Source organism: Lysinibacillus sp. RS11, assembly GCF_042019215.1.
In the GTDB taxonomy this organism is placed as follows: domain Bacteria; phylum Bacillota; class Bacilli; order Bacillales_A; family Planococcaceae; genus Lysinibacillus; species Lysinibacillus xylanilyticus_A.
Map to the genome: position 1 here is coordinate 4,371,358 of NZ_CP168124.1, position 22,494 is coordinate 4,393,851.

The window sequence follows — 22,494 nt, forward strand, 5'->3', positions numbered from 1 at the left end:
TGAAATTCACAGTCAAGTACATATGTTGGTAAAGAGCCCTTTTTCATTATTTATACACACTCTTAATAATGTTCATTTTTTTGACACATTATCAATTATGCCTCGGCATAATTGCGTCCGGAATCGGCTTTGTGCTTAGGCCTGCGTGATGCAGGTCAGTTAGCCGTTATCGCATGGATGCGATGATTTTAGGCTAACATCCTTTATGAACTCTTTTCCGATTCCATGACATCCACCGGAGGCTTTAGGCCAACACGAAGTTAAATATCTTTATAATAGACATTTATCACTAAAGCTCCTTTTTACTTTAGTGATAAATGTCTAGAATTATTGTCACTATTACTCAAGAGCATCATTTTCTATAGATTTAAATACTTAAATGGAGAATGGAGGTTTTAAAATGCAGCTTTCTATCAAACAAACTCAAGATTTGAATTTAGTGATGACTGCACAACTTCGTCAAGCCATCGAGTTACTACAATATTCTACACTAGAGTTAGAACAGTATATTCGTGAACAAGAGCTCGAAAATCCATTAGTAGAGTTAAATGAACCGAGATTTCAAGAACGTACACATTTTTCAAAAGGTGTTAGCCGTCACACAAATATCTTGGAACATGTAACTAAATATGAAAAAAATATTCGTGATGATTTATTTGAGGAAATTAAGCTAACCTTCCATGAAGATAAGGACATTAAACTGCTTAAACATATTGTTTATCATTTGGATGACAACGGCTACTATGAACAACCAATGACACCGACTTATCAAGATCATGAAATCGAAAAGGGCATTCACTTATTACAAAACATTGGACCACTTGGTGTTGGGGCACGGAATTTGAAAGAATGCCTGCTATTACAAACAATGTATTGTGAAAATAGCCCTGCTCATACGGAAACAGTAATTTCCTTTTATCTTGATGAACTTGCTAACCAGAAATGGAAACAAATTTCTGACAAGTTAGATATATCCCTTTATGAATTGCAAGGAATTTATCGATTCATCCAAACTTTGCAGCCTAAACTTAGCTCACTGTTTCATCAGGAAGCTACACATCATCATACACCGGATATTATTGTTGAGATTGTTGATGGTGCCATCATTTTTTCATTAAATGATTATTATTTACCTAAAATCAATATACATGCGGACTATGCACCATACATTACTGCCAATTCCTCTGAAAAGAGTTATTTTAAAAAGTATTTATCAGACTATCAATGGCTAGTTAACAGTATTGAGCAGCGCCGAAATACAATTATTAAAATCATGAAGGCACTTATTGAAAAGCAAAAAGGCTTTTTTACACATGGCTTTGATGCTATAGAGCCTCTTACTTTGCGTGAAATTGCTGAACAAATTGAAGTACATGAATCGACAGTTAGCCGAGTGACAACGAATAAATATGTACAAACGGCTTTCGGGACATTTGAACTTCGAGATTTATTCACTTCTAAATTACAAACAGCAAATGGTAACAGTGTTTCACAAATAAAGGTAAAATCGCTTTTGTCTGACTATATTAAAACTGAGAATAAAAAGAGGCCTTTCTCAGATCAAAAAATTGCCGAGCATTTCAACACTATACTTGGTATCGAAATATCACGTCGTACAATAGCAAAATATCGTGAAGAAATGAACATTCCGTCATCTACAAGACGTAAAGTGATTCAATTTTAAAAGGGGCTACTCTCAGTTAAGTAGCTCCTTTTTAAATGTATGAAGGCCCACCACCATAATGTGGGGTGATTTCCGTTCCGACTGTAGGTCTTTCCTTGGGGCGTCCGATGAGCGACTTGAGGCAAAAGAATGACATATGTTTTAACAATTATCTTCCCACTTTTGATAAAGAGCCTATATGAAGAATCCACTTAGTTTTGCTTCATATTTACGAAGACACTTTTAACTTCCGTATAGTTGGACAAGCCATATTCGCCGCCCATTTCGCGACCAACACCTGATTGCTTGTAACCTCCGAATGGCATCGTTTCCCACTCTAAACCAAAATCATTAATCCATACCGTTCCTGCTTGTAGCTTACTAGCGATATAATGTGCTTTTTTCACATTTTCAGTCCAAATGCTTGCTGCGAGTCCATACTTACTATCATTTGCACGAGCAATCACTTCTTCCACTGTGTCAAATGAGAAAATAGACATAACCGGTCCGAAAATTTCTTCACGAGCAATTGTCATATCATCCTGTACATCAGCAAATACAGTTGGTTGTACAAAATAACCTTTGTTAAATTCGCGCTCCCCACCTGCTACTAGGCGTGCACCTTCTTCTTTTCCTTTTTCAATGAAACCAAGTACTGTATTTAGTTGTTTTTGTGAAACAAGTGGCCCCATATCTGTTTCTGAATCCAGCCCCGGTCCTAATTTTAATGCTTTTGCTTTTTCGGCAAGTCGCTCAACAAACTGATCGTATAAGCTACTGTGTACAAAGACCCTTGTACATGCACTACAATTTTGTCCGTGATTGTACATTGTCCCAGCAAATGTTCCTTCTATTGCCTCTTCTACGTCAGCATCTTGTAAAACGATTGCTGGAGATTTACCTCCAAGCTCCAATGTTACACTTTTCACATCGTCTGCTGCTTTTTTCATGACGTGAATTCCTGTCTTTGTGGATCCAGTGAATGCTACCTTTGCTACACCTTTATGTGTAACAACAGCTTCACCTGCTTCACCTGTGCCTGGTACGATGTTCACAACACCATCTGGGAAGCCAGCTTGTTTTATTAATTGACCTACGTACAATAGCGATAATGGCGTTTCCGCTGCAGGTTTAATAACAACTGTACAACCTACTGCTAATGCCGAGCCTAATTTCCATGCAGCCATTGCAAGCGGAAAATTCCATGGAATGATTTGCCCTACAACCCCTACTGGCTCATGAACAATGTAGTTTAAGTAATCCTTTGATACTTGCACCGTTTTTCCTGTTATGTTTGTTGCCCATCCTGCATAATAACGGAAATGTTGTACAGTACCGTCCACATCATCAGCTAAAGCCGTTTTGTATGGCTTACCATTATCTAATGATTCTAGCTGTGCAAGTTCTTCCCGATGCTCCTCTAGTAGATCTGCAAATTTATAAATAATACGTGAGCGTTCTGCTGCATCCATGATGGACCATTCATCATCAAATGCTTTTTGTGCAGCCAATACAGCTATGTCGATATCTTTAGCTTGTGCTTCATGTACTGTTGCAATTACCTCTTCATTTGCGGGATTTAATACTTCAAATGTTTTACCTGATTGAGAATGTACATATTCACCATTAATATATAAACCAATTGTCGATTGTAAAAATTCCTTCACCTTTGGTTTCAATGTTAATAATGCCTCCATTTTGCCACCCCTTCTTATCATCAATTTCACCTTGGCTTCATTGTTGCTGCCGCTTCGCTTTCGCACAGAAAACTTTTGTTGCTGCCGCTTCGCTTTTGCTACAGATAAACATTGCGATTGGATTTTGAATTGTGCCCAGGCCTGCGCGAGGACCAACACGATTCCTTTCAAAATCACTTATGCTCGATAACAAGTACGTCTAAGTCAGCCATGATTGCTTTTAGTTGTGCATCTTCTTCCTCTGTTAATGGGAGACGCGGTAAACGACAAGGTCCGCCCGCCCAGCCCTTTAATTCCATTGCACGTTTTGCAATTTGTACGTATTTACCTGATCCTTCTAAAAACGCACATAATGGTAATAAACGATCGTAAATAGCCCATGCTTCATCTAGATTCCCATCTTGCACATTTTTATACAATTCCGTTACAAGTTCAGGCACGATGTTTCCTGATACAGAAATCCAACCAACCGCACCAACAAGGAATGATTCAATTGCTAAATCTTCTGAACCACAAAACACTTTAATGTTGTCTTGTCCTTGACGCACAATATCACGCGCTTTGCCGATGCTACCGCTGGATTCTTTAATATGTGTAATGTTTGGTACATCTCGGCCCACTTTTAATATTGTTTCTAAGCCAATATCCACACCAGAAGTGAATGGATTATTATAAATCATAATTGGGAAGCTTACTGATTCTGCAACTGATTTAAAATGTAAATAGATTTCTTCATCTTTGGGATGTGCGTAATAAGAGTTAATGAGCAAAGCTGCATCTGCTCCTGCTTGCTCAGCCTGTTGTGTATACGCGATTGCCTCTGCTGTTGTTTCTGCAGCCGTACCAACAATTAATGTAATACGCCCTTTAATTTGATCAACCGCTACTTCTACTGCTTTAAAGCGCTCTTCTTTAGATAAACTTACGAATTCGCCTGTGCTACCGTTAATGGCAATACCTGTTACGCCAGCTTCAATAAAATTCTCGATGTTTTGACGGAAGCCATCCCAATCGATGTCTGTTTGGTTTAACATTGGCGTTACTAATACTGGAAATGAACCTTCTAATTTTTTCATGCTTCTTTCCTCCTAAGTAATTCAATTATATTTACACAATGACAAATCCTTGTTGTAGCGGATCTTCACTGTCTACTACAAATTGATGGATTCCTGTGATATATCCTGTTAATGCAATTTCGTAGCCAACCTCATGTTTGTTTACAATTTCAATACAACTGCAAAAAATACTGTTATTTTTTTGAACAGCATCATCGCCTAGGACTGCTATTAATGCAAGTGTACTATCTACACTTGGTGAGCGAAGAATATAGCCATCACGTTCAAATGTTACTGAACGTACTTCACTGTCTACTTTTTCATACACAATGACACCATCAGCTGCACTATATTTTGTACTTTCATTTACTCCCCAAGTACTAATATCTGCTAGCTCTTCTAGGACAAGTGCCTTTAATCGTTGTGGCTTTTCTAAAACAATATAACGTCGCTCACCATCTACCACCACGAACCCCTCTTCTACAAGCGCTGGCTTCACTGTCAATTGAACTGACAGTACTGCATCCTTTTTCTCCGAAAGTTGTACACTTACTTTGTAGATACCTTTTACTGTTTCAATCGTATACATATCATTCTCTGATACTTCAATTGTTCCAAGCTCTATTAATGCTGTCGTCGTAGCTACAAGTGCCTCATACTTAAAATCTGTAGAAGCATCGTGCTGGAAAAATAATAAACGGAATGATGCAACAGCTGATGGCAAGATAATGCATCCGTTCATACCACGATGCCCACGCGGTTCGTTTAATAGAAGTTGTTTTGTATTTTCAAATTGTGTATTTAATGCATTGGCCGCTTCCACTATATTTTCCTGAGAAATTGCGATAGGCGATTGCACGACTATACGAAAAGCTTCTCCAACTACCTGTGTATCAATCGTTTGAAAAGATTTATGATAGTTCATATATCTAACCTCCTTTAGTGATCCATTGGTGGAATCATCAGGTAGCCCTCTTTTAACGGGTCCTGATCATTGTAAAAGAATCGATGCATACCCATTACCCATGCAGATCCTGTTATTTCTGGGATAACGGCTGTCAAATCGCCAACAGCTACTTCCTCTAGTACACGCGCCTGAAACAATGTACCTACAATACTTTCATAAATGAACGGTTCATTAATAGAGAGCTCATTTTTTGTGTACAGTGTCGCAATTTTAGCTGAAGTACCTGTACCACATGGCGAACGATCAATTCCGCCCGGCGGTACAACGACTGTATTTTTTAAATCTGCTAATTCATTTACTGGATCTGTATAAAACTCGATATGCGTTAACCCATGAATAAACGAAAACTCAGGATGTACGATCTCTTCCTTGGCATTCACGGCATTGCGAAGACGAATACCTGTATTAATAATATTCGTAGCATTTTCTACTGATAAATCGAGATCCATTTTTCTAGCATCAATAATGCCGTAAAAATTACCTCCATACGCAATTTCACATTCAACAATACCGAGTGCAGGGTCTTCAATTTCAACTGTCTTTAATAGAAAAGAAGGTACGTTTTTAAACGTTACTTCCTTGGCCATACCATCTTCTACTTTAATTTTTACATCAATTAAACCTGCCGGTGTGTCTAATTTAATATGTGTATAAGGGGTTTGAACCTCAATTAAATTCGATTCAACAAGTGCTGTGCAAACGCCAATTGTGTCATGCCCACACATCGGTAAGTAGCCTCCAGTTTCAATATAAATCACACCTAAATCAGCTTCTGGATGGCAAGGGTCCGTAATAATAACACCTGACATAACACTATGGCCACGAGGCTCATTCATAAGAAATTTTCGGATCCAGTCAAAGTGCTTTTGCATATAAAGCATTTTGTCAGACATCGTTTCTCCTTCAAGCTTCGGCATGCCACTAATGAGTGAACGCGTTGGATTTCCACCTGTATGGGTATCAATTGTTGTAAATAACTTTTGAAATTTCATTTGTGGAGTACCCCTTTCTTAAATCTATTAATATTTACTGGCTCAGTAGGAATACATGTATCTTTGTGTTGTAGCAATTCTTGCACAAGCTTTCCTGTGACTGCGGCTAAGCTAATACCGTCCCCTTCATGGCCTGCCGCTATGTAGAAGCCTGGTATCTCCTGTACTTCGCAAATAATTGGTAAATGATCCTCTGTCCATGGTCTTAGCCCCGCATATGTACGAATAACCGACATATCAGCGATTTTCGGATAAAAGCGTACTGCACGTCTGGCAATCATTTTCACGACATCATGATTTACTTTCGTATCAAAGCCAACAAATTGACGACTACTCCCTATTAAAAAATTTTGTGCTTCTGTCGGTTCAAATACTAAAGCAACCCCATATTTTTCGATATCCGCATCCACCATACGCTCTCCACCGAATTTAGAAATCAAATAACCAAATTCCATTACCTTTCTCAGACCTACTGGTTGCTGACGTGATGCAACAATAATATGACCTTTACGTGGTTTAATAGGTACGTCAACCTCTAGCATTTGTCCAATAATCGGTGCCCAAATACCACAAGCATTAATGACTTTATTGGCTGTCATTATCCCTTCGTTAGTGTCGATTAAAAACGTGCCATTTGGCTGTTTCTTTATGTTTTTTACTTCTGTATGTTTTCGTATTTTTGCACCAAATTTCTCTGCTGAATAGAACATAGAAAATGTCAGCATATAAGGATTTACTGTGGAATCTGTTTTACACTCCAATCCACCATACAAATCATCTGCAAAAAATTTTGACTCGTTTCGCAAGTCTGCGCGATCTAACATATTAAAATCTAAACCCGCTTCTTGTTGACGAGTTACCCATTGCTGAGCGGCTTCCATTTCTAAATCACTTTCACAAACAAGAATACTTCCAGGGTTGCGATATTCAAATTTAATTTCCAAATCTTTATCTAACTCATGTACTAATTGTTGGCTTACTAATGACATCTGGCTATCAAAACCCGGATCCTTATCTATAGCTAAAATATTTCCATCACAGCGAGAAGATGTACCACTCGCCAATTCATTTTTTTCGAGTACCATTATTTCTAGACCAGCCTTTGCACAATAATAAGCAATTGCCCCGCCAATAATGCCACCGCCAATAACTACGATATCATGATGAGATTTCTGCAAGACTCTCCCCCCTTTTTGCTAGCACTTAACATTCTGCAAAAAACGTGCCAAACTATCTATTCGAAATTTGTTTGATAAACTATGTAGTATGTGTCAAAATTATTTATATTATTCAAAAAATTGAACATATGATTAATGAAGGAGGCCTTATTTTGCATCCATACCATTTAATTATGAATAAAATGTTAAAACGGAATTTGGCTTTTATCCCAATAGAGAATGTTGTGACTATACTTAACGATGACAAGTTACAGTACTTTGTCATTGAAAATGATAAACCGTATGCAGTGAAACGAGGGAAAAGAAAAAGTGATTTTGACTATATAGCCTGTCAAATTGTCCGCATGGATTGCCCAATCAAAACAGCACTTGATTATTTGGAGGAATATGAATTCTTACTTATACGTGATGAAACAAAACAATATATAGGATATTTATCAAGAGATTCCTTGATGTACGATCTCGCGTATGAATTAGAATGCATAAACGCTTATTTAAACACCATTTTAGAAACGATTAATGAATCGTGTACTGTCATTGATCGTCATCAAAACGTGATTTATTGGACTAAAGGAGCGGAAAGTATTTTTTCTGTATCTGGGGAAAATATTATTGGAAAGCCAATCACAGAGTTCTTTAAGGAAGATCAACTTGAAATTTTACATACATTGCAGCATGGAAAATCCGTTTATCAACAACAACATTTTCCACGTGAAGATCTAGTTGTAATGATTAATTCCAACCCTGTTATGTTAAACGATCAAACGATAGGCGCAGTCGTTGCCGAAACAGACATTACCCATGTTAAAAAATTAAACGAAGAGCTTCATATTACTTCTGAAAAATTACTGAATTTAGAGAAACAGATGAATACGAACGGTTTAGCCTATGACCCATTTACACTTATTCGTGGTAATAGCCCCACACTGAAAAAGGTGCTCGAAAAAGTAAAAAAGGTCGCAAAAACCGAGGCAAATATTTTAATCTATGGAGAAAGTGGCGTCGGGAAAGAGCTATTCGCACGCGCAGTTCACGCAATTCGTGAAAAACCAGATGCCCCATTTGTAGCCATCAACTGTGGGGCCATTCCAAGTGGCTTATTCGAAAGTGAGATTTTTGGTTATGAAAAAGGAGCCTTTTCTGGAGCACATCAAAAAGGAAAAAAAGGAAAAGTTGAGCTTGCACGAGGAGGTACACTATTTTTAGATGAAATTGGAGAAATGCCTTTAGATATGCAGGTAAAGATTTTACGATTGCTGCAGGAAAAAACATTTTATGCAGTAGGTGGCACAAAGGAAATGGATGTCGATTTTAATTTAGTAGCTGCTACTAATAGGGATCTAAAGCAATTAGTGAAGGAAGGAAAATTTAGAGAAGATTTATATTATCGTTTAAACGTCGTAAATTTCACAGTACCACCACTTCGAGAACGAGCTTCTGATATTTTGGAGATTAGTAACTACTTCTTATATGAGAAATCCATTAAATACAATCGGCCCATTCAAGGGATTCCGCCTGAAATTTCACAGATTCTTTTGCAGTATCAATGGCCAGGAAATGTTCGTGAACTAGGTAATGTTATAGAACGTCTCGTTGTTTTTTCTGATGAAGGGGCAATTCATATAGAAGATTTACCTGCAGATATTTTAGCAGCTGTTCCAAAAAGTGAAATGCTTGACGTACGAAAAGATTTTCCACTAGGAACGGAACTAAGCAATCAACTCGAGCATTATGAACGTGAAATTATTTTAGAGCAGCTTGCTTTAGTAAATGGCAATAAAAAAATTTGTGCCAAAAATTTAGGCATTACTCGGGCAACATTATACAATCGATTAAAAAAATTAAACATCGATGTATAATTTTTTAAAATAAGTGTCAATTTTTTATACACTTTCTTTCAATTTGCACCAAAGCATTAATGTACTTCTAAAAACACTTCTTGGCACAGTTTTTGCAGTAACTAATATGTAAATAAAATTCCTTACTTAGGGGTGTAGTTATGCAAAATAAATCTATGATTGTATGTCGTTGCGAAGAAGTTAGCTACGATGAACTCGTAGAAGTAGCATCTGAAAATAATTGCTCTGCCCGTGAACTTAAGCTTCGAACACGGGCAGGTATGGGCTATTGTGGTGGTCGTACTTGTCGTACAATGGTTGATCAAATCGCACACAAACATCGCACACGACTAGACTGCGAAATTTCATTAAAATATCAGGCACCTATTCGTCCTGTGCGGTTTGCCGACCTAGGGGAGGTTAAATAATGACTGAACGTATTTTGAGCCACCCTGTTTTAGGAGTTTTACCTTCAAAGGAAAAAGTGTCTTTCACTTTTGATGACAAAGAATATGAGGGATACAAAGGTGAATCCTTAGCAGCTGCCCTACTTGCAAATGGTATTCGCACCTTACGTGTCCATGAAGAAACAGGTCACCCCCGTGGCATCTACTGTAATATTGGTCACTGCTTTGAGTGTCGCGTCAATGTCAACGGCTTAGAAGGTGAACGCGCATGTATAACACCCGTCTCTAATGGCATGGTTGTGAACAGTGGTAAGACACTTCCTACGTCGGTCCGTGACTGGAGGAAAAACAATGGAAAATAAAGTGATTATTATTGGGGCTGGTCCTGCTGGGCTATCTGCCGCTATTACATTAGCAGAAAAAAATATAGCTGTTCTTGTCATTGATGAATACTTATATGCAGGAGGACGCTTACTTGGACAATTATATGAAGAAAGTCCAGGGAAATGGTGGAATGGTATTGTAGAATCCAAGCGTTTATTTGAACGTGCAAAAGCGCTCAATGTCGAACTTTTACTACAAACGAGCGTTTCAGATTTAGAAAAAATTGAGCAAGAGTGGATTGTCCATACAAATAAAGGTGTATTTCGAACAAGGCAGCTACTATTAGCTACAGGTGCCGCTGAATCTCCATTCCCAATTCCAGGATGGACACTTCCTGGTGTAATGTCTGTAGGAGCTGCACAAGTAATGACAAATGTACACCGTGTAAAGCCTGGAAAACGTGGGGTCATTATTGGCGTTAACGTACTTTCCTCAGCCATCGCGATGGAATTACAAATCGCAGGCGTTCAAGTAGCAGCTATCACATTACCCGCTACTAACTTATTAACAAAGGATAGCGGAAACCCTATTGAGGTTATGAATTCATTACTACATGTATCTCATATGGCCCCCTCTCCCCTTGTTAAAATCGGAAGTAAGTTTATGAAAAATGAATTTATGAAAAAGTTAGGTATTACCTTCTATCCAAAAAACGGAGTGAAAATGTGGGATATTCCAATTATGTTACGAAAAGCAGTCGTTGAAATAGTTGGCAAAGATCAAGTAGAAGGTGTAGTCATTGCAACAGTAAATACTGACGGCTCCATCGTTCCTGGCAGTGAAAAACGCATCAAAGCAGATTTTGTTTGTATCGCAGGAGGATTATATCCCTTAGCAGAACTTGCTTCTTTAGCAGGTTGTCCATTCCATTATATTGAACAATTAGGTGGGTTCATCCCGTTACATAATGAGCAAATGGAAACCAACTTAGATGGGCTACATGTTGCGGGCAATATTACAGGTATTGAAGGAGCGAAAGTTGCGTTAGCTCAAGGCAAAGTTGCTGCGCTGACAATCGCACATAAATTAGGCACCAGCACTACACAGCAAGAGATTCAACGCGCAATTGAAGATGTCGAGACAACAAGAGCAAACGCACATATTCAATTCCACCCAGAAGTTTTAGCAGGTCGCCAACAATTGAAAAAAATCTGGATAGAGTCATATCTAAATGTTACCAATTAAAACTGTCAGTATTTTAGACAAAACAAAAAAGTGTATAACATTTGAATACTACAAACTGAAGTTAAAAATCCTTTTCTCACACTACAGAGAAAAGGATTTTTATTTTATTTATAGGGCTATTATACGCCATAGGAAAGCGCTCCCAGAGTGAAATGTTCAATCAAGTACAGATTTTGCTGAAGTGTATTTTTTATGGCACAAAAAATGCATTAAGAATGATAAGGGAGGAAACTTTTGAAGGGAGGTATTTTTTAACTATTATCTTCAATTCATAAATAAAGAAGATTCACGCAAGTGTACTCACTAATGACCGAAAGTCTGTCCTATGCAGTAAGGCGTTTTAAGGATTCTATATGTTTACACATTGTGAAAATGTAAGCGTATAACTTTTAAAAAATGGTGAGAATGCTAGACATTTATGAAAAGCTATTCGACTTATAAAAAGAATTAGTTGTTGGAGGGGGAAAATCATATGGAAGCAATCGTTAATACATTAGTCGATTACATTTGGGGAAATGCACTCGTTTATTTAGCATTAGGGGTAGGTTTGTATTTTACTGTTCTGACCAGAGCTGTACAATTCCGTTATATTCCCGAGATGCTACGATTATTGCGTGAACGAAAAGAATCTAACGAAGGGATATCATCTTTCCAAGCTTTTTGTATGGCCTTATCTGGTCGTGTTGGGGTCGGTAATATCGCAGGGGTTGCTACTGCTATCGCAGCGGGTGGGCCAGGTGCCGTATTTTGGATGGGGGTTATGGCGTTTCTTGGAGGTGCAAGCGCCTTCATTGAATCTACCTTAGCACAAGTGTATAAGGAAAAAGCAGATGATCAATATCGTGGTGGATCACCGTATTACATTGAAAAGGGTTTAAAACTTAAAGGTTTTGCTATTTTTGTAGCGTTTGTTATTTGTCTTTCATATGGCGTTTTAGTACCGGGTATTCAAGCAAATACAATTGCCACGTCATTTAATACAGCATTTAATATTCCTCCATATGTAACGGGCATAATTATTGTGGTACTTTTAGGATTGATAATTTTTGGCGGTGTTAAACGTATTGCCCGCGTTGCAGATAAGGTAGTTCCTATTATGGCACTGGCCTATGTCCTTTTAACACTTATTATTTTAGGTGCTAATGCAAGTGAAATACCTAGTATGATTAAATTAATCCTTACAAGCGCCTTTGGGACAAATGCCATATTTGGCGGTATAGTGGGTACTGCTATTGCTTGGGGTGTCAGACGTGCGGTATTTTCAAATGTAGCCGGAGCTGGTGAAGCTACATTCAGTTCTGCAGCTGCTGAAGTATCCCATCCAGCTAAACAAGGGTTAGTACAAGGGTTTTCAATATACATCGATACGATTATCGTCTGTACAGCAACTGCGTTAATGATATTAATTACAGGTATGTATAATGTCACTCCTCCTGGAGCCACAACACCTCTAGTAGAAAACATTCCAGGTGTAGTAGCAGGGACTGCTTATACTCAGGCCGCTGTCTCTACTGTATTCGAAGATTTTGGAAGTGGTTTCGTGGCCATTGCCATATTCCTTTTTGCATTCACTACTTTAATGGCTTACTACTATATAGCAGAAACTACAATTGTCTATTTAGATAAAAAACTGCGTTACCCTGTATTAAAATTAGTTTTAAAATTTATCTTCTTAATAGTTGTGTATGTTGGAAGTGTTCAATCTGTTAGTCTAATGTGGGGGCTTGGAGATATTGGATTCGGGAGTATGAGTTATTTGAACTTTATTGCTATTGTTCTATTAACAAAACCAGCCATTAAAGTTTTACGTGATTACGACCGTCAAAAGAAGGCAGGTCTCGATCCGATTTTTGACCCACGAGAAGTAGGTATTAATAACGCAGATTTCTGGATAGAGTACAGCAACAAGCATAAACATACTCAATAAAAAAATAGCTAAAAAAATAGCAACTACAACAAAAAGATTGTAGTTGCTATTTTTCATTGTTGGATGCTTTTTATCGATTACAACTTCTGATTATCCATAAAATAAAAAACAGCCAGCACACAGCTGACTGTTTCATTTGCCTAGCGACGTCCTACTCTCACAGGGGGAAGCCCCCAACTACCATCGGCGCTAAAGAGCTTAACTTCCGTGTTCGGTATGGGAACGGGTGTGACCTCTTTGCCATCATCACTAGACTATTGTCGACCTCCAATACACGGCGTATTACTGCGTCAGCTTCTCTCGCTCAATCGGTCACGTACAGAGGTACGCTCCCTCATTCACTCGTTTGCTTCCTTATACTACTTGTGTCTTGAAGCTCTCTTCGGCTTTCAATATACATCGTATCTTGAAACCCTTATATGAAAGGTTTTGTTCTTTCAAAACTGGATAAACGGCGCATTGAATGTTTCAAACATTTTGGTTAAGTCCTCGATCGATTAGTATTCGTCAGCTCCATGTGTCACCACACTTCCACCTCGAACCTATCTACCTCATCGTCTTTGAGGGATCTTACTTACTTGCGTAATGGGAAATCTCATCTTGAGGGGGGCTTCATGCTTAGATGCTTTCAGCACTTATCCCGTCCACACATAGCTACCCAGCGATGCCTTTGGCAAGACAACTGGTACACCAGCGGTGTGTCCATCCCGGTCCTCTCGTACTAAGGACAGCTCCTCTCAAATTTCCTACGCCCACGACGGATAGGGACCGAACTGTCTCACGACGTTCTGAACCCAGCTCGCGTACCGCTTTAATGGGCGAACAGCCCAACCCTTGGGACCGACTACAGCCCCAGGATGCGATGAGCCGACATCGAGGTGCCAAACCTCCCCGTCGATGTGGACTCTTGGGGGAGATAAGCCTGTTATCCCCGGGGTAGCTTTTATCCGTTGAGCGATGGCCCTTCCATGCGGAACCACCGGATCACTAAGCCCGTCTTTCGACCCTGCTCGACTTGTAGGTCTCGCAGTCAAGCTCCCTTGTGCCTTTACACTCTACGAATGATTTCCAACCATTCTGAGGGAACCTTTGGGCGCCTCCGTTACCTTTTAGGAGGCGACCGCCCCAGTCAAACTGTCCGCCTGACACTGTCTCCTGCCCCGCTAAGGGGCATGGGTTAGAATTTCAATACAACCAGGGTAGTATCCCACCGACGCCTCCTTCGAAGCTGGCGCTCCGAGATCTCTGGCTCCTACCTATCCTGTACAAGTTGTACCAAAATTCAATATCAGGCTACAGTAAAGCTCCACGGGGTCTTTCCGTCCTGTCGCGGGTAACCTGCATCTTCACAGGTACTATAATTTCACCGAGTCTCTCGTTGAGACAGTGCCCAGATCGTTACGCCTTTCGTGCGGGTCGGAACTTACCCGACAAGGAATTTCGCTACCTTAGGACCGTTATAGTTACGGCCGCCGTTTACTGGGGCTTCAATTCGCAGCTTCGCTTGCGCTAACCACTCCTCTTAACCTTCCAGCACCGGGCAGGCGTCAGCCCCTATACGTCACCTTACGGTTTTGCAGAGACCTGTGTTTTTGCTAAACAGTCGCCTGGGCCTATTCACTGCGGCTCTCATGCGCTTGCACGCTCAAGAGCACCCCTTCTCCCGAAGTTACGGGGTCATTTTGCCGAGTTCCTTAACGAGAGTTCTCTCGCACACCTTAGGATTCTCTCCTCGACTACCTGTGTCGGTTTGCGGTACGGGCACCTCTCACCTCGATAGAGGCTTTTCTTGGCAGTGTGAAATCAGGAACTTCGTCCATACGGACTCGCCATCACAGCTCAACGTTACAGTGTGCGGATTTGCCTACACACACGCCTTACTGCTTGGACGCGCACAACCAACGGCGCGCTTACCCTATCCTACTGCGTCCCCCCATTTCTCAAACGGTGAGGAGGTGGTACAGGAATATCAACCTGTTGTCCATCGCCTACGCCTATCGGCCTCGGCTTAGGTCCCGACTAACCCTGAGCGGACGAGCCTTCCTCAGGAAACCTTAGTCATACGGTGGACGGGATTCTCACCCGTCTTTCGCTACTCATACCGGCATTCTCACTTCTAAGCGCTCCACCAGTCCTTCCGATCTGACTTCAACGCACTTAGAACGCTCTCCTACCACTGACATCGTAGATGTCAATCCACAGCTTCGGTGAATCGTTTAGCCCCGATACATTTTCGGCGCAGCGTCACTCGACCAGTGAGCTATTACGCACTCTTTAAATGATGGCTGCTTCTAAGCCAACATCCTGGTTGTCTGTGCAACGCCACATCCTTTTCCACTTAACGATTACTTTGGGACCTTAGCTGGTGGTCTGGGCTGTTTCCCTTTTGACTACGGATCTTATCACTCGCAGTCTGACTCCCGTGTATAAATATCTGGCATTCGGAGTTTGTCTGAATTCGGTAAACCGGGATGGCCCCCTAGTCCAAACAGTGCTCTACCTCCAGTATTCTCATCACGAGGCTAGCCCTAAAGCTATTTCGGAGAGAACCAGCTATCTCCAAGTTCGATTGGAATTTCTCCGCTACCCACACCTCATCCCCGCACTTTTCAACGTGCGTGGGTTCGGGCCTCCAGTAAGTGTTACCTCACCTTCACCCTGGACATGGGTAGATCACCTGGTTTCGGGTCTACGACCACGTACTAATTCGCCCTATTCAGACTCGCTTTCGCTGCGGCTCCGCCTTCTAAAGCTTAACCTCGCACGTAATCGTAACTCGCCGGTTCATTCTACAAAAGGCACGCTATCACCCATTAACGGGCTCTAACTACTTGTAGGCACACGGTTTCAGGATCTCTTTCACTCCCCTTCCGGGGTGCTTTTCACCTTTCCCTCACGGTACTGGTTCACTATCGGTCACTAGGTAGTATTTAGCCTTGGGAGATGGTCCTCCCGGATTCCGACGGAATTTCACGTGTTCCGCCGTACTCAGGATCCACTCAGGAGAGAACGAACTTTCGACTACAGGGCTTTTACCTGCTCTGGCGGACCTTTCCAAGTCGCTTCATCTAACTCGCTCTTTTGTAACTCCGTATTGAGTGTCCTACAACCCCAAGAGGCAAGCCTCTTGGTTTGGACTCTTCCCGTTTCGCTCGCCGCTACTCAGGGAATCGATTTTTCTTTCTCTTCCTCCAGGTACTTAGATGTTTCAGTTCCCTGGGTCTGCCTTCAAGACGCTATGTATTCACGTCAAGATACTACGCGATTAAACGTAGTGGGTTCCCCCATTCGGAAATCTCCGGATCAAAGCTCACTTACAGCTCCCCGAAGCATATCGGTGTTAGTGCCGTCCTTCTTCGGCTCCTAGTGCCAAGGCATTCGCCGTGCGCCCTTAATAACTTAACCTACAGCTTTCAATACACATCGTATTTCGTCGTCAGCTTCACTCGTTCAGTCAGTCACGTACATAGGTACGCTCCTTCCTTCTCTCGTTTACTTCCTAGAACTACTCGTGTCTTGAAACCTTCTTAAATTATTAAGCCTATAAAAAAACTTAAAAAATAAATGTGTTTGTTACAATTTCAATGTCGTTTTATCCAGTTTTCAAAGAACAAGTTTTGAAGTAATTCATTCAGAAGAATGAACCTTCAAAACTGAACGCAAAACGTAATCTTACAAACCCTAGGTTTGTATTCCGAAAATATCCTTAGAAAGGAGGTGATCCAGCCGCACCTTCCGATACGGCTACCTTGTTACGACTTCACCCCAATCATCTATCCCACCTTCGGCGGCTGGCTCCAAAAGGTTACCCCACCGACTTCGGGTGTTACAAACTCTCGTGGTGTGACGGGCGGTGTGTACAAGGCCCGGGAACGTATTCACCGCGGCATGCTGATCCGCGATTACTAGCGATTCCGGCTTCATGTAGGCGAGTTGCAGCCTACAATCCGAACTGAGAACGACTTTATCGGATTAGCTCCCTCTCGCGAGTTGGCAACCGTTTGTATCGTCCATTGTAGCACGTGTGTAGCCCAGGTCATAAGGGGCATGATGATTTGACGTCATCCCCACCTTCCTCCGGTTTGTCACCGGCAGTCACCTTAGAGTGCCCAACTAAATGATGGCAACTAAGATCAAGGGTTGCGCTCGTTGCGGGACTTAACCCAACATCTCACGACACGAGCTGACGACAACCATGCACCACCTGTCACCGTTGTCCCCGAAGGGAAAACCATATCTCTACAGTGGTCAACGGGATGTCAAGACCTGGTAAGGTTCTTCGCGTTGCTTCGAATTAAACCACATGCTCCACCGCTTGTGCGGGCCCCCGTCAATTCCTTTGAGTTTCAGTCTTGCGACCGTACTCCCCAGGCGGAGTGCTTAATGCGTTAGCTGCAGCACTAAGGGGCGGAAACCCCCTAACACTTAGCACTCATCGTTTACGGCGTGGACTACCAGGGTATCTAATCCTGTTTGCTCCCCACGCTTTCGCGCCTCAGCGTCAGTTACAGACCAGAAAGTCGCCTTCGCCACTGGTGTTCCTCCAAATCTCTACGCATTTCACCGCTACACTTGGAATTCCACTTTCCTCTTCTGCACTCAAGTCCCCCAGTTTCCAATGACCCTCCACGGTTGAGCCGTGGGCTTTCACATCAGACTTAAAGGACCGCCTGCGCGCGCTTTACGCCCAATAATTCCGGACAACGCTTGCCACCTACGTATTACCGCGGCTGCTGGCACGTAGTTAGCCGTGGCTTTCTAATAAGGTACCGTCAAGGCACAGCCAGTTACTACTGTACTTGTTCTTCCCTTACAACAGAGTTTTACGATCCGAAAACCTTCTTCACTCACGCGGCGTTGCTCCATCAGGCTTTCGCCCATTGTGGAAGATTCCCTACTGCTGCCTCCCGTAGGAGTCTGGGCCGTGTCTCAGTCCCAGTGTGGCCGATCACCCTCTCAGGTCGGCTACGCATCGTCGCCTTGGTGAGCCGTTACCTCACCAACTAGCTAATGCGCCGCGGGCCCATCTTATAGCGACAGCCGAAACCGTCTTTCAGTATTTCACCATGAAGTAAAATAGATTATTCGGTATTAGCCCCGGTTTCCCGGAGTTATCCCAAACTATAAGGTAGGTTGCCCACGTGTTACTCACCCGTCCGCCGCTAACGTCAAAGGAGCAAGCTCCTTCTCTGTTCGCTCGACTTGCATGTATTAGGCACGCCGCCAGCGTTCGTCCTGAGCCAGGATCAAACTCTCCATAAAAAGAAATTTGATTAGCTCAAATTGTTTTGCTGGCATCATGTTTGATGTCCAAAATTTTGTTCTGTTCACTAACTCTAGGTTAGTTACTTAAAACTTTATTGATTACGTTTTGCTTGTTCAGTTTTCAAGGTTCATGTTGTTATCTCGTATCGACAACTTCTTATATCATACGACATAAAAATTTGGTTGTCAACAAGTTTTTAAAAAGTTTTTTTGGAGCGGGTGATGAGAATCGAACTCACGACATCAGCTTGGAAGGCTGAGGTTTTACCATTAAACTACACCCGCAAGGAATAATATTTATTTAAATGGCGCGCCCGACAGGAGTCGAACCCATAACCTTCTGATCCGTAGTCAGACGCTCTATCCAATTGAGCTACGGGCGCATATATAAAAAAATGACTTGGTGCGGCCGAGAGGACTTGAACCTCCACGGGGTTGCCCCCACTAGGCCCTCAACCTAGCGCGTCTGCCGTTCCGCCACGACCGCATTCAATTAGCGACTTTTTTTATTATATAATAATAATCGTAAAAGTCAACCTTTCTTCTTAAAGAGATGAGCCATGAAGGACTCGAACCTTCGACCCTCTGATTAAAAGTCAGATGCTCTACCAACTGAGCTAATGGCTCAAACTAAGAAATGAATGGCTGGGGTACTAGGATTCGAACCTAGGCATGACGGAATCAAAATCCGTTGCCTTACCGCTTGGCTATACCCCAATAAGTGGCGGTCCCGACCGGGATCGAACCGGCGATCTCCTGCGTGACAGGCAGGCATGTTAACCGCTACACCACGGGACCAATGTTACTATATTTTTATAAAAAAACTATAAAATGACCCCTACGGGATTCGAACCCGTGTTACCGCCGTGAAAGGGCGGTGTCTTAACCACTTGACCAAGGGGCCATGGCTCCGAAGGCAGGACTCGAACCTGCGACAACCTGATTAACAGTCAGGTGCTACTACCAACTGAGCTACTTCGGAATAATCCATATGTTTTGTCGTCGTTATCTTGTCGACTTTTACTATTATAGGGATATATCAAGTAAACGTCAACCCTTTTTATTAAGTTTTTTTATTCCACTAATTTTAAGCGACCTAAACACTTACTACAGCAGTATTTCTCTACATTCATTCGAATTTTTCTTACATATATATGTTGGCATTTTACACATCTATATGTATAGAGACGACGTTGCTTTTTCCGAGAAGTTTTTGCTGTTTGCAATGCTGAGCAAAATCGAGGTGCCCCTACTTTTTTTAATAGCTCCCGAAAATCTTTGTCTCGATGCTGATATCCCTTACCTTCTAAATGTAAATGATAATGACATAATTCGTGGCGAACTATACCCTCCAATTCGTTAATACCATATAACTCATACGCTTTAGGATTAATTTCTATATTGTGCGATTGCAAAAGATAACGTCCACCCGTTGAACGTAATCTTGGATTAAAATATGCTTGATGCATAAATGGCTTCTGGAAACTTTCTAATGATATTCTAATGATAAGACCTTGTAGTTCCTCATTGTTCATAGCTAGTTCACCTCTAACAACAAGAATACCACACTGCGTAGTATAGACAGTGTGGTATTAATTTATTACACTTCCATCGTTTGAATTTTAGGAGGAAGCATCGTTAAAGCGATACGCCCTTTATTGACATCTATTTGTTCTACCCAAACCGTTACAATATCTCCTAATGCAACAACTTCTAATGGGTGTTTAATACGTCTTTTTTGCAATTTAGAAATATGCACGAGCCCGTCCTGTTTTACTCCAATATCTACAAATGCTCCGAAATCAACTACGTTTCTCACTGTACCTTGCAATTCCATCCCAACTTGTAAATCTTCCATTTTTAATACATCCGTTTTCAGTAGTGGTTGAGGGAATGCATCACGTGGATCGCGACTAGGTTTCATTAATGTATCTACAATATCTTGAATTGTGACTGCTCCAATACCTAAAATCTCGCTTAAATTTTGTACACCTAGGGATGCAATAGATTCCTCTGCCTTCTGCGTCCCAATCTCTTTTTTATCAATTTGCGCTACCTCTAAAATCCGCTCTGCTACACTATAGCTTTCAGGGTGAATACCCGTCGCATCGAATGCATTTTTTGCTTCTGGAACACGTAAAAAACCAATTGCTTGTTCATACGTTTTGGCACCAAGTCGTGGAATTTTCTTTAGTTGAGCACGTGTCGTAAATTGTCCATTCTCTTCTCGAACCTTCACAATATTCTCCGCAACCGTTTTCGATAATCCAGAAACGTATTGTAGTAGTGAAGCTGAAGCTGTATTAACATCAACGCCAACTTGGTTAACCGCGGTTTCTACTATAAATGTTAAGGACTCTGTCAATTTCTTTTGAGAGACATCATGTTGATACTGACCTACTCCAACTGCTTTTGGCTCAATTTTCACTAACTCCGACAACGGATCTTGCAGGCGACGTGCAATAGAAACCGCACTACGTTGCTCTACTTGTAAATCCGGAAATTCTGCACGAGCAATTTCAGAGGCTGAATAAACAGATGCCCCCGCTTCATTGACAATAACATAGGCTACATCAGTTTCAAGCTCATTCAATACATCTGCAATAAATTGTTCTGTTTCGCGTGAGGCAGTACCATTACCGATAGCAATTATAGTAATTGGATATTTTGCCAAAATTCCTTTCACAATTGCTTTTGATTTTGCTACATCAGGTTTTGGAGGATGTGGATAAACGGCTGTTACCTCTAACATTTTCCCTGTTTCATCTACAACAGCTAACTTACAGCCTGTACGGTAGGCTGGATCAACACCCAATACATACTTCCCTTTCATCGGAGGCTGTAATAAAAGATTGCGTAAATTCTCAGAGAAAATATGGATAGCCTGCGCCTCTGCCTTCTCTGTAAGTTCATTTCGTAACTCTCTTTCAATAGAAGGCTGAATTAGACGCTTATACGAATCCTCAATTGCTAGCTTCACTTCAGCGATTGCTGGTGAGGAACCTGTAGCAGGAATCCATTCCTTCCACATAATCATCAATACTCGATCTACTGGTACATGAATTGCCACCTTTAATATTTCTTCTTTCTCACCACGATTAACAGCTAATATACGGTGTGGGACGATGCGATTTACAGGCTCTTCGTATTCGTAATACATTTCGAAAACGTTTTTTTCGTCTGCCTCTGCGTTTTTCACACTTGTTACGAGTACTCCATCTTTCCAAGAATACGAACGAATTTTTTCACGAATTGCTGCGTCATCAGCAAAACGCTCTGCTAATATATCTCGTGCCCCAGCTAATGCATCCTCTACACTAGCAACTTTCTCTTCATCTACGAAAGCCATCGCTAATTGTTCTAATGCATCACTACGATATTCTAAAAGAAGATCTGCAAGTGGTTCTAACCCTTTTTCTTTCGCTATTGTCGCCTTAGTTCGGCGTTTTTGTTTATAAGGTCTATATAAATCCTCTACACGCTGTAAAACAGTTGCTACTCGAATAGCTTGTTCTAATTCAGGAGTTAGTTTATTTTGTTCCTGGATTAATCGTATAACCTCTTCTTTACGTTGCTCAAGCTGCTGTATGTAGTGATAGCGATCCTCTACAGCTTTAATCTGTACCTCATCAAGGGACCCAGTAGCTTCTTTTCGATATCGTGCGATGAATGGCACGGTATTTCCTTCTTCTAATAATTTTATAACAGCCTCGACTTGACCTGGCTTGATAGCTACATCTTTTGCAATGAGCTGTAACATTTGCTTTTGTTCCACATCATCACTACCTTTTTTATTTTCATTTTACCATTACACTTTACTAAAAATGCAAAAAAATAGTCTACTCTGAAAGTAGAGTAAACTATTTTAACAGGTGTATTGAATAACCATCATTATTCACCCTAATTTGAAGGCTCTGATTTCCGCTACGGGCTACT

The 22,494-nt window shown here is 41.3% G+C and carries 13 protein-coding genes, 8 tRNA genes and 3 rRNA genes; 6 read left to right on the forward strand and 18 right to left on the reverse strand.

Going from position 1 to position 22,494, the window contains the following annotated elements; genetic code table 11:
- Nucleotides 1-400 precede the first annotated feature (400 nt).
- Nucleotides 401-1,684: an RNA polymerase factor sigma-54 gene (rpoN, locus tag AB9L17_RS22530; protein ID WP_223555325.1), complete on the forward strand. Its 1,284-nt coding sequence runs from the start codon at nucleotides 401-403 to the stop codon at nucleotides 1,682-1,684.
- Nucleotides 1,685-1,875: 191 nt separating this feature from the next.
- Here rpoN and AB9L17_RS22535 read toward each other — a convergent pair whose 3' ends face one another.
- The 5 genes from AB9L17_RS22535 to AB9L17_RS22555 all read right to left on the reverse strand — a co-directional run bounded on the left by AB9L17_RS22535 (nucleotide 1,876) and on the right by AB9L17_RS22555 (nucleotide 7,552).
- On the reverse strand, nucleotides 1,876-3,360 hold the full coding sequence (locus AB9L17_RS22535) for an aldehyde dehydrogenase family protein (RefSeq protein WP_375200827.1): 1,485 nt from the start codon (nucleotides 3,358-3,360) through the stop codon (nucleotides 1,876-1,878).
- A 173-nt stretch (nucleotides 3,361-3,533) separates the two neighbouring features.
- On the reverse strand, nucleotides 3,534-4,436 hold the full coding sequence (dapA, locus tag AB9L17_RS22540) for a 4-hydroxy-tetrahydrodipicolinate synthase (protein WP_223555323.1): 903 nt from the start codon (nucleotides 4,434-4,436) through the stop codon (nucleotides 3,534-3,536).
- 31 nt (nucleotides 4,437-4,467) lie between these two features.
- Nucleotides 4,468-5,340 (reverse strand): proline racemase family protein, encoded by an 873-nt coding sequence (locus tag AB9L17_RS22545; protein WP_223555321.1) that lies wholly within the window; start codon nucleotides 5,338-5,340, stop codon nucleotides 4,468-4,470.
- A 14-nt stretch (nucleotides 5,341-5,354) separates the two neighbouring features.
- On the reverse strand, nucleotides 5,355-6,374 hold the full coding sequence (locus AB9L17_RS22550; protein ID WP_223555320.1) for a proline racemase family protein: 1,020 nt from the start codon (nucleotides 6,372-6,374) through the stop codon (nucleotides 5,355-5,357).
- Nucleotides 6,371-7,552: an NAD(P)/FAD-dependent oxidoreductase gene (locus tag AB9L17_RS22555; RefSeq protein ID WP_223555318.1), complete on the reverse strand. Its 1,182-nt coding sequence runs from the start codon at nucleotides 7,550-7,552 to the stop codon at nucleotides 6,371-6,373. Before AB9L17_RS22555 ends, AB9L17_RS22550 begins: the two co-directional genes overlap by 4 nt.
- 173 nt (nucleotides 7,553-7,725) lie before the next feature.
- Between AB9L17_RS22555 and AB9L17_RS22560 the strand changes: the two genes are divergently transcribed.
- The 5 genes from AB9L17_RS22560 to AB9L17_RS22580 all read left to right on the forward strand — a co-directional run bounded on the left by AB9L17_RS22560 (nucleotide 7,726) and on the right by AB9L17_RS22580 (nucleotide 13,293).
- Nucleotides 7,726-9,411 (forward strand): sigma-54 interaction domain-containing protein, encoded by a 1,686-nt coding sequence (locus tag AB9L17_RS22560; protein WP_175401840.1) that lies wholly within the window; start codon nucleotides 7,726-7,728, stop codon nucleotides 9,409-9,411.
- Nucleotides 9,412-9,551: 140 nt separating this feature from the next.
- The gene (locus AB9L17_RS22565; RefSeq protein WP_068986788.1) at nucleotides 9,552-9,818 is read left to right on the forward strand and encodes a (2Fe-2S)-binding protein; all 267 of its coding nucleotides are present in this window, start codon (nucleotides 9,552-9,554) and stop codon (nucleotides 9,816-9,818) included.
- A complete protein-coding gene (locus AB9L17_RS22570; protein WP_068986789.1) occupies nucleotides 9,818-10,159 on the forward strand; it encodes a (2Fe-2S)-binding protein in 342 nt (113 codons plus the stop codon). Before AB9L17_RS22565 ends, AB9L17_RS22570 begins: the two co-directional genes overlap by 1 nt.
- A complete protein-coding gene (locus tag AB9L17_RS22575) occupies nucleotides 10,149-11,366 on the forward strand; it encodes an NAD(P)/FAD-dependent oxidoreductase (RefSeq protein ID WP_068986790.1) in 1,218 nt (405 codons plus the stop codon). Before AB9L17_RS22570 ends, AB9L17_RS22575 begins: the two co-directional genes overlap by 11 nt.
- A gap of 472 nt (nucleotides 11,367-11,838) precedes the next feature.
- Nucleotides 11,839-13,293 (forward strand): alanine/glycine:cation symporter family protein, encoded by a 1,455-nt coding sequence (locus tag AB9L17_RS22580; protein WP_223555317.1) that lies wholly within the window; start codon nucleotides 11,839-11,841, stop codon nucleotides 13,291-13,293.
- A gap of 138 nt (nucleotides 13,294-13,431) precedes the next feature.
- Here the strand turns inward: AB9L17_RS22580 and rrf are convergent.
- The 13 genes from rrf to AB9L17_RS22645 all read right to left on the reverse strand — a co-directional run bounded on the left by rrf (nucleotide 13,432) and on the right by AB9L17_RS22645 (nucleotide 22,333).
- Nucleotides 13,432-13,547 (reverse strand): 5S ribosomal RNA (rrf, locus tag AB9L17_RS22585).
- Between the two features lie 223 nt (nucleotides 13,548-13,770).
- Nucleotides 13,771-16,698, reverse strand: a 23S ribosomal RNA gene (locus AB9L17_RS22590).
- A gap of 305 nt (nucleotides 16,699-17,003) precedes the next feature.
- Nucleotides 17,004-18,555 (reverse strand): 16S ribosomal RNA (locus AB9L17_RS22595).
- The 16S, 23S and 5S rRNA genes sit together here with 8 tRNA genes alongside, the layout of an rRNA operon.
- Nucleotides 18,556-18,769: 214 nt before the next feature.
- Nucleotides 18,770-18,843, reverse strand: a tRNA-Gly gene (locus AB9L17_RS22600).
- Nucleotides 18,844-18,864: 21 nt separating this feature from the next.
- Nucleotides 18,865-18,941: transfer RNA gene (locus AB9L17_RS22605), tRNA-Arg, on the reverse strand.
- Nucleotides 18,942-18,959: 18 nt separating this feature from the next.
- Nucleotides 18,960-19,045, reverse strand: a tRNA-Leu gene (locus tag AB9L17_RS22610).
- Nucleotides 19,046-19,112: 67 nt separating this feature from the next.
- Nucleotides 19,113-19,185, reverse strand: a tRNA-Lys gene (locus tag AB9L17_RS22615).
- A gap of 15 nt (nucleotides 19,186-19,200) precedes the next feature.
- Nucleotides 19,201-19,275: transfer RNA gene (locus AB9L17_RS22620), tRNA-Gln, on the reverse strand.
- 5 nt (nucleotides 19,276-19,280) lie between these two features.
- Nucleotides 19,281-19,356, reverse strand: a tRNA-Asp gene (locus AB9L17_RS22625).
- A 34-nt stretch (nucleotides 19,357-19,390) separates the two neighbouring features.
- Nucleotides 19,391-19,462: transfer RNA gene (locus tag AB9L17_RS22630), tRNA-Glu, on the reverse strand.
- 1 nt (nucleotide 19,463) lies between these two features.
- Nucleotides 19,464-19,540 (reverse strand) — tRNA-Asn (locus AB9L17_RS22635).
- Between the two features lie 91 nt (nucleotides 19,541-19,631).
- On the reverse strand, nucleotides 19,632-20,093 hold the full coding sequence (locus tag AB9L17_RS22640) for a SprT family protein (RefSeq protein ID WP_375199819.1): 462 nt from the start codon (nucleotides 20,091-20,093) through the stop codon (nucleotides 19,632-19,634).
- Nucleotides 20,094-20,158: 65 nt separating this feature from the next.
- Nucleotides 20,159-22,333, reverse strand: a complete 2,175-nt coding sequence (locus tag AB9L17_RS22645) for a Tex family protein (RefSeq protein ID WP_068986762.1) — start codon at nucleotides 22,331-22,333, stop codon at nucleotides 20,159-20,161.
- Between the last annotated feature and the right edge of the window lie 161 nt (nucleotides 22,334-22,494).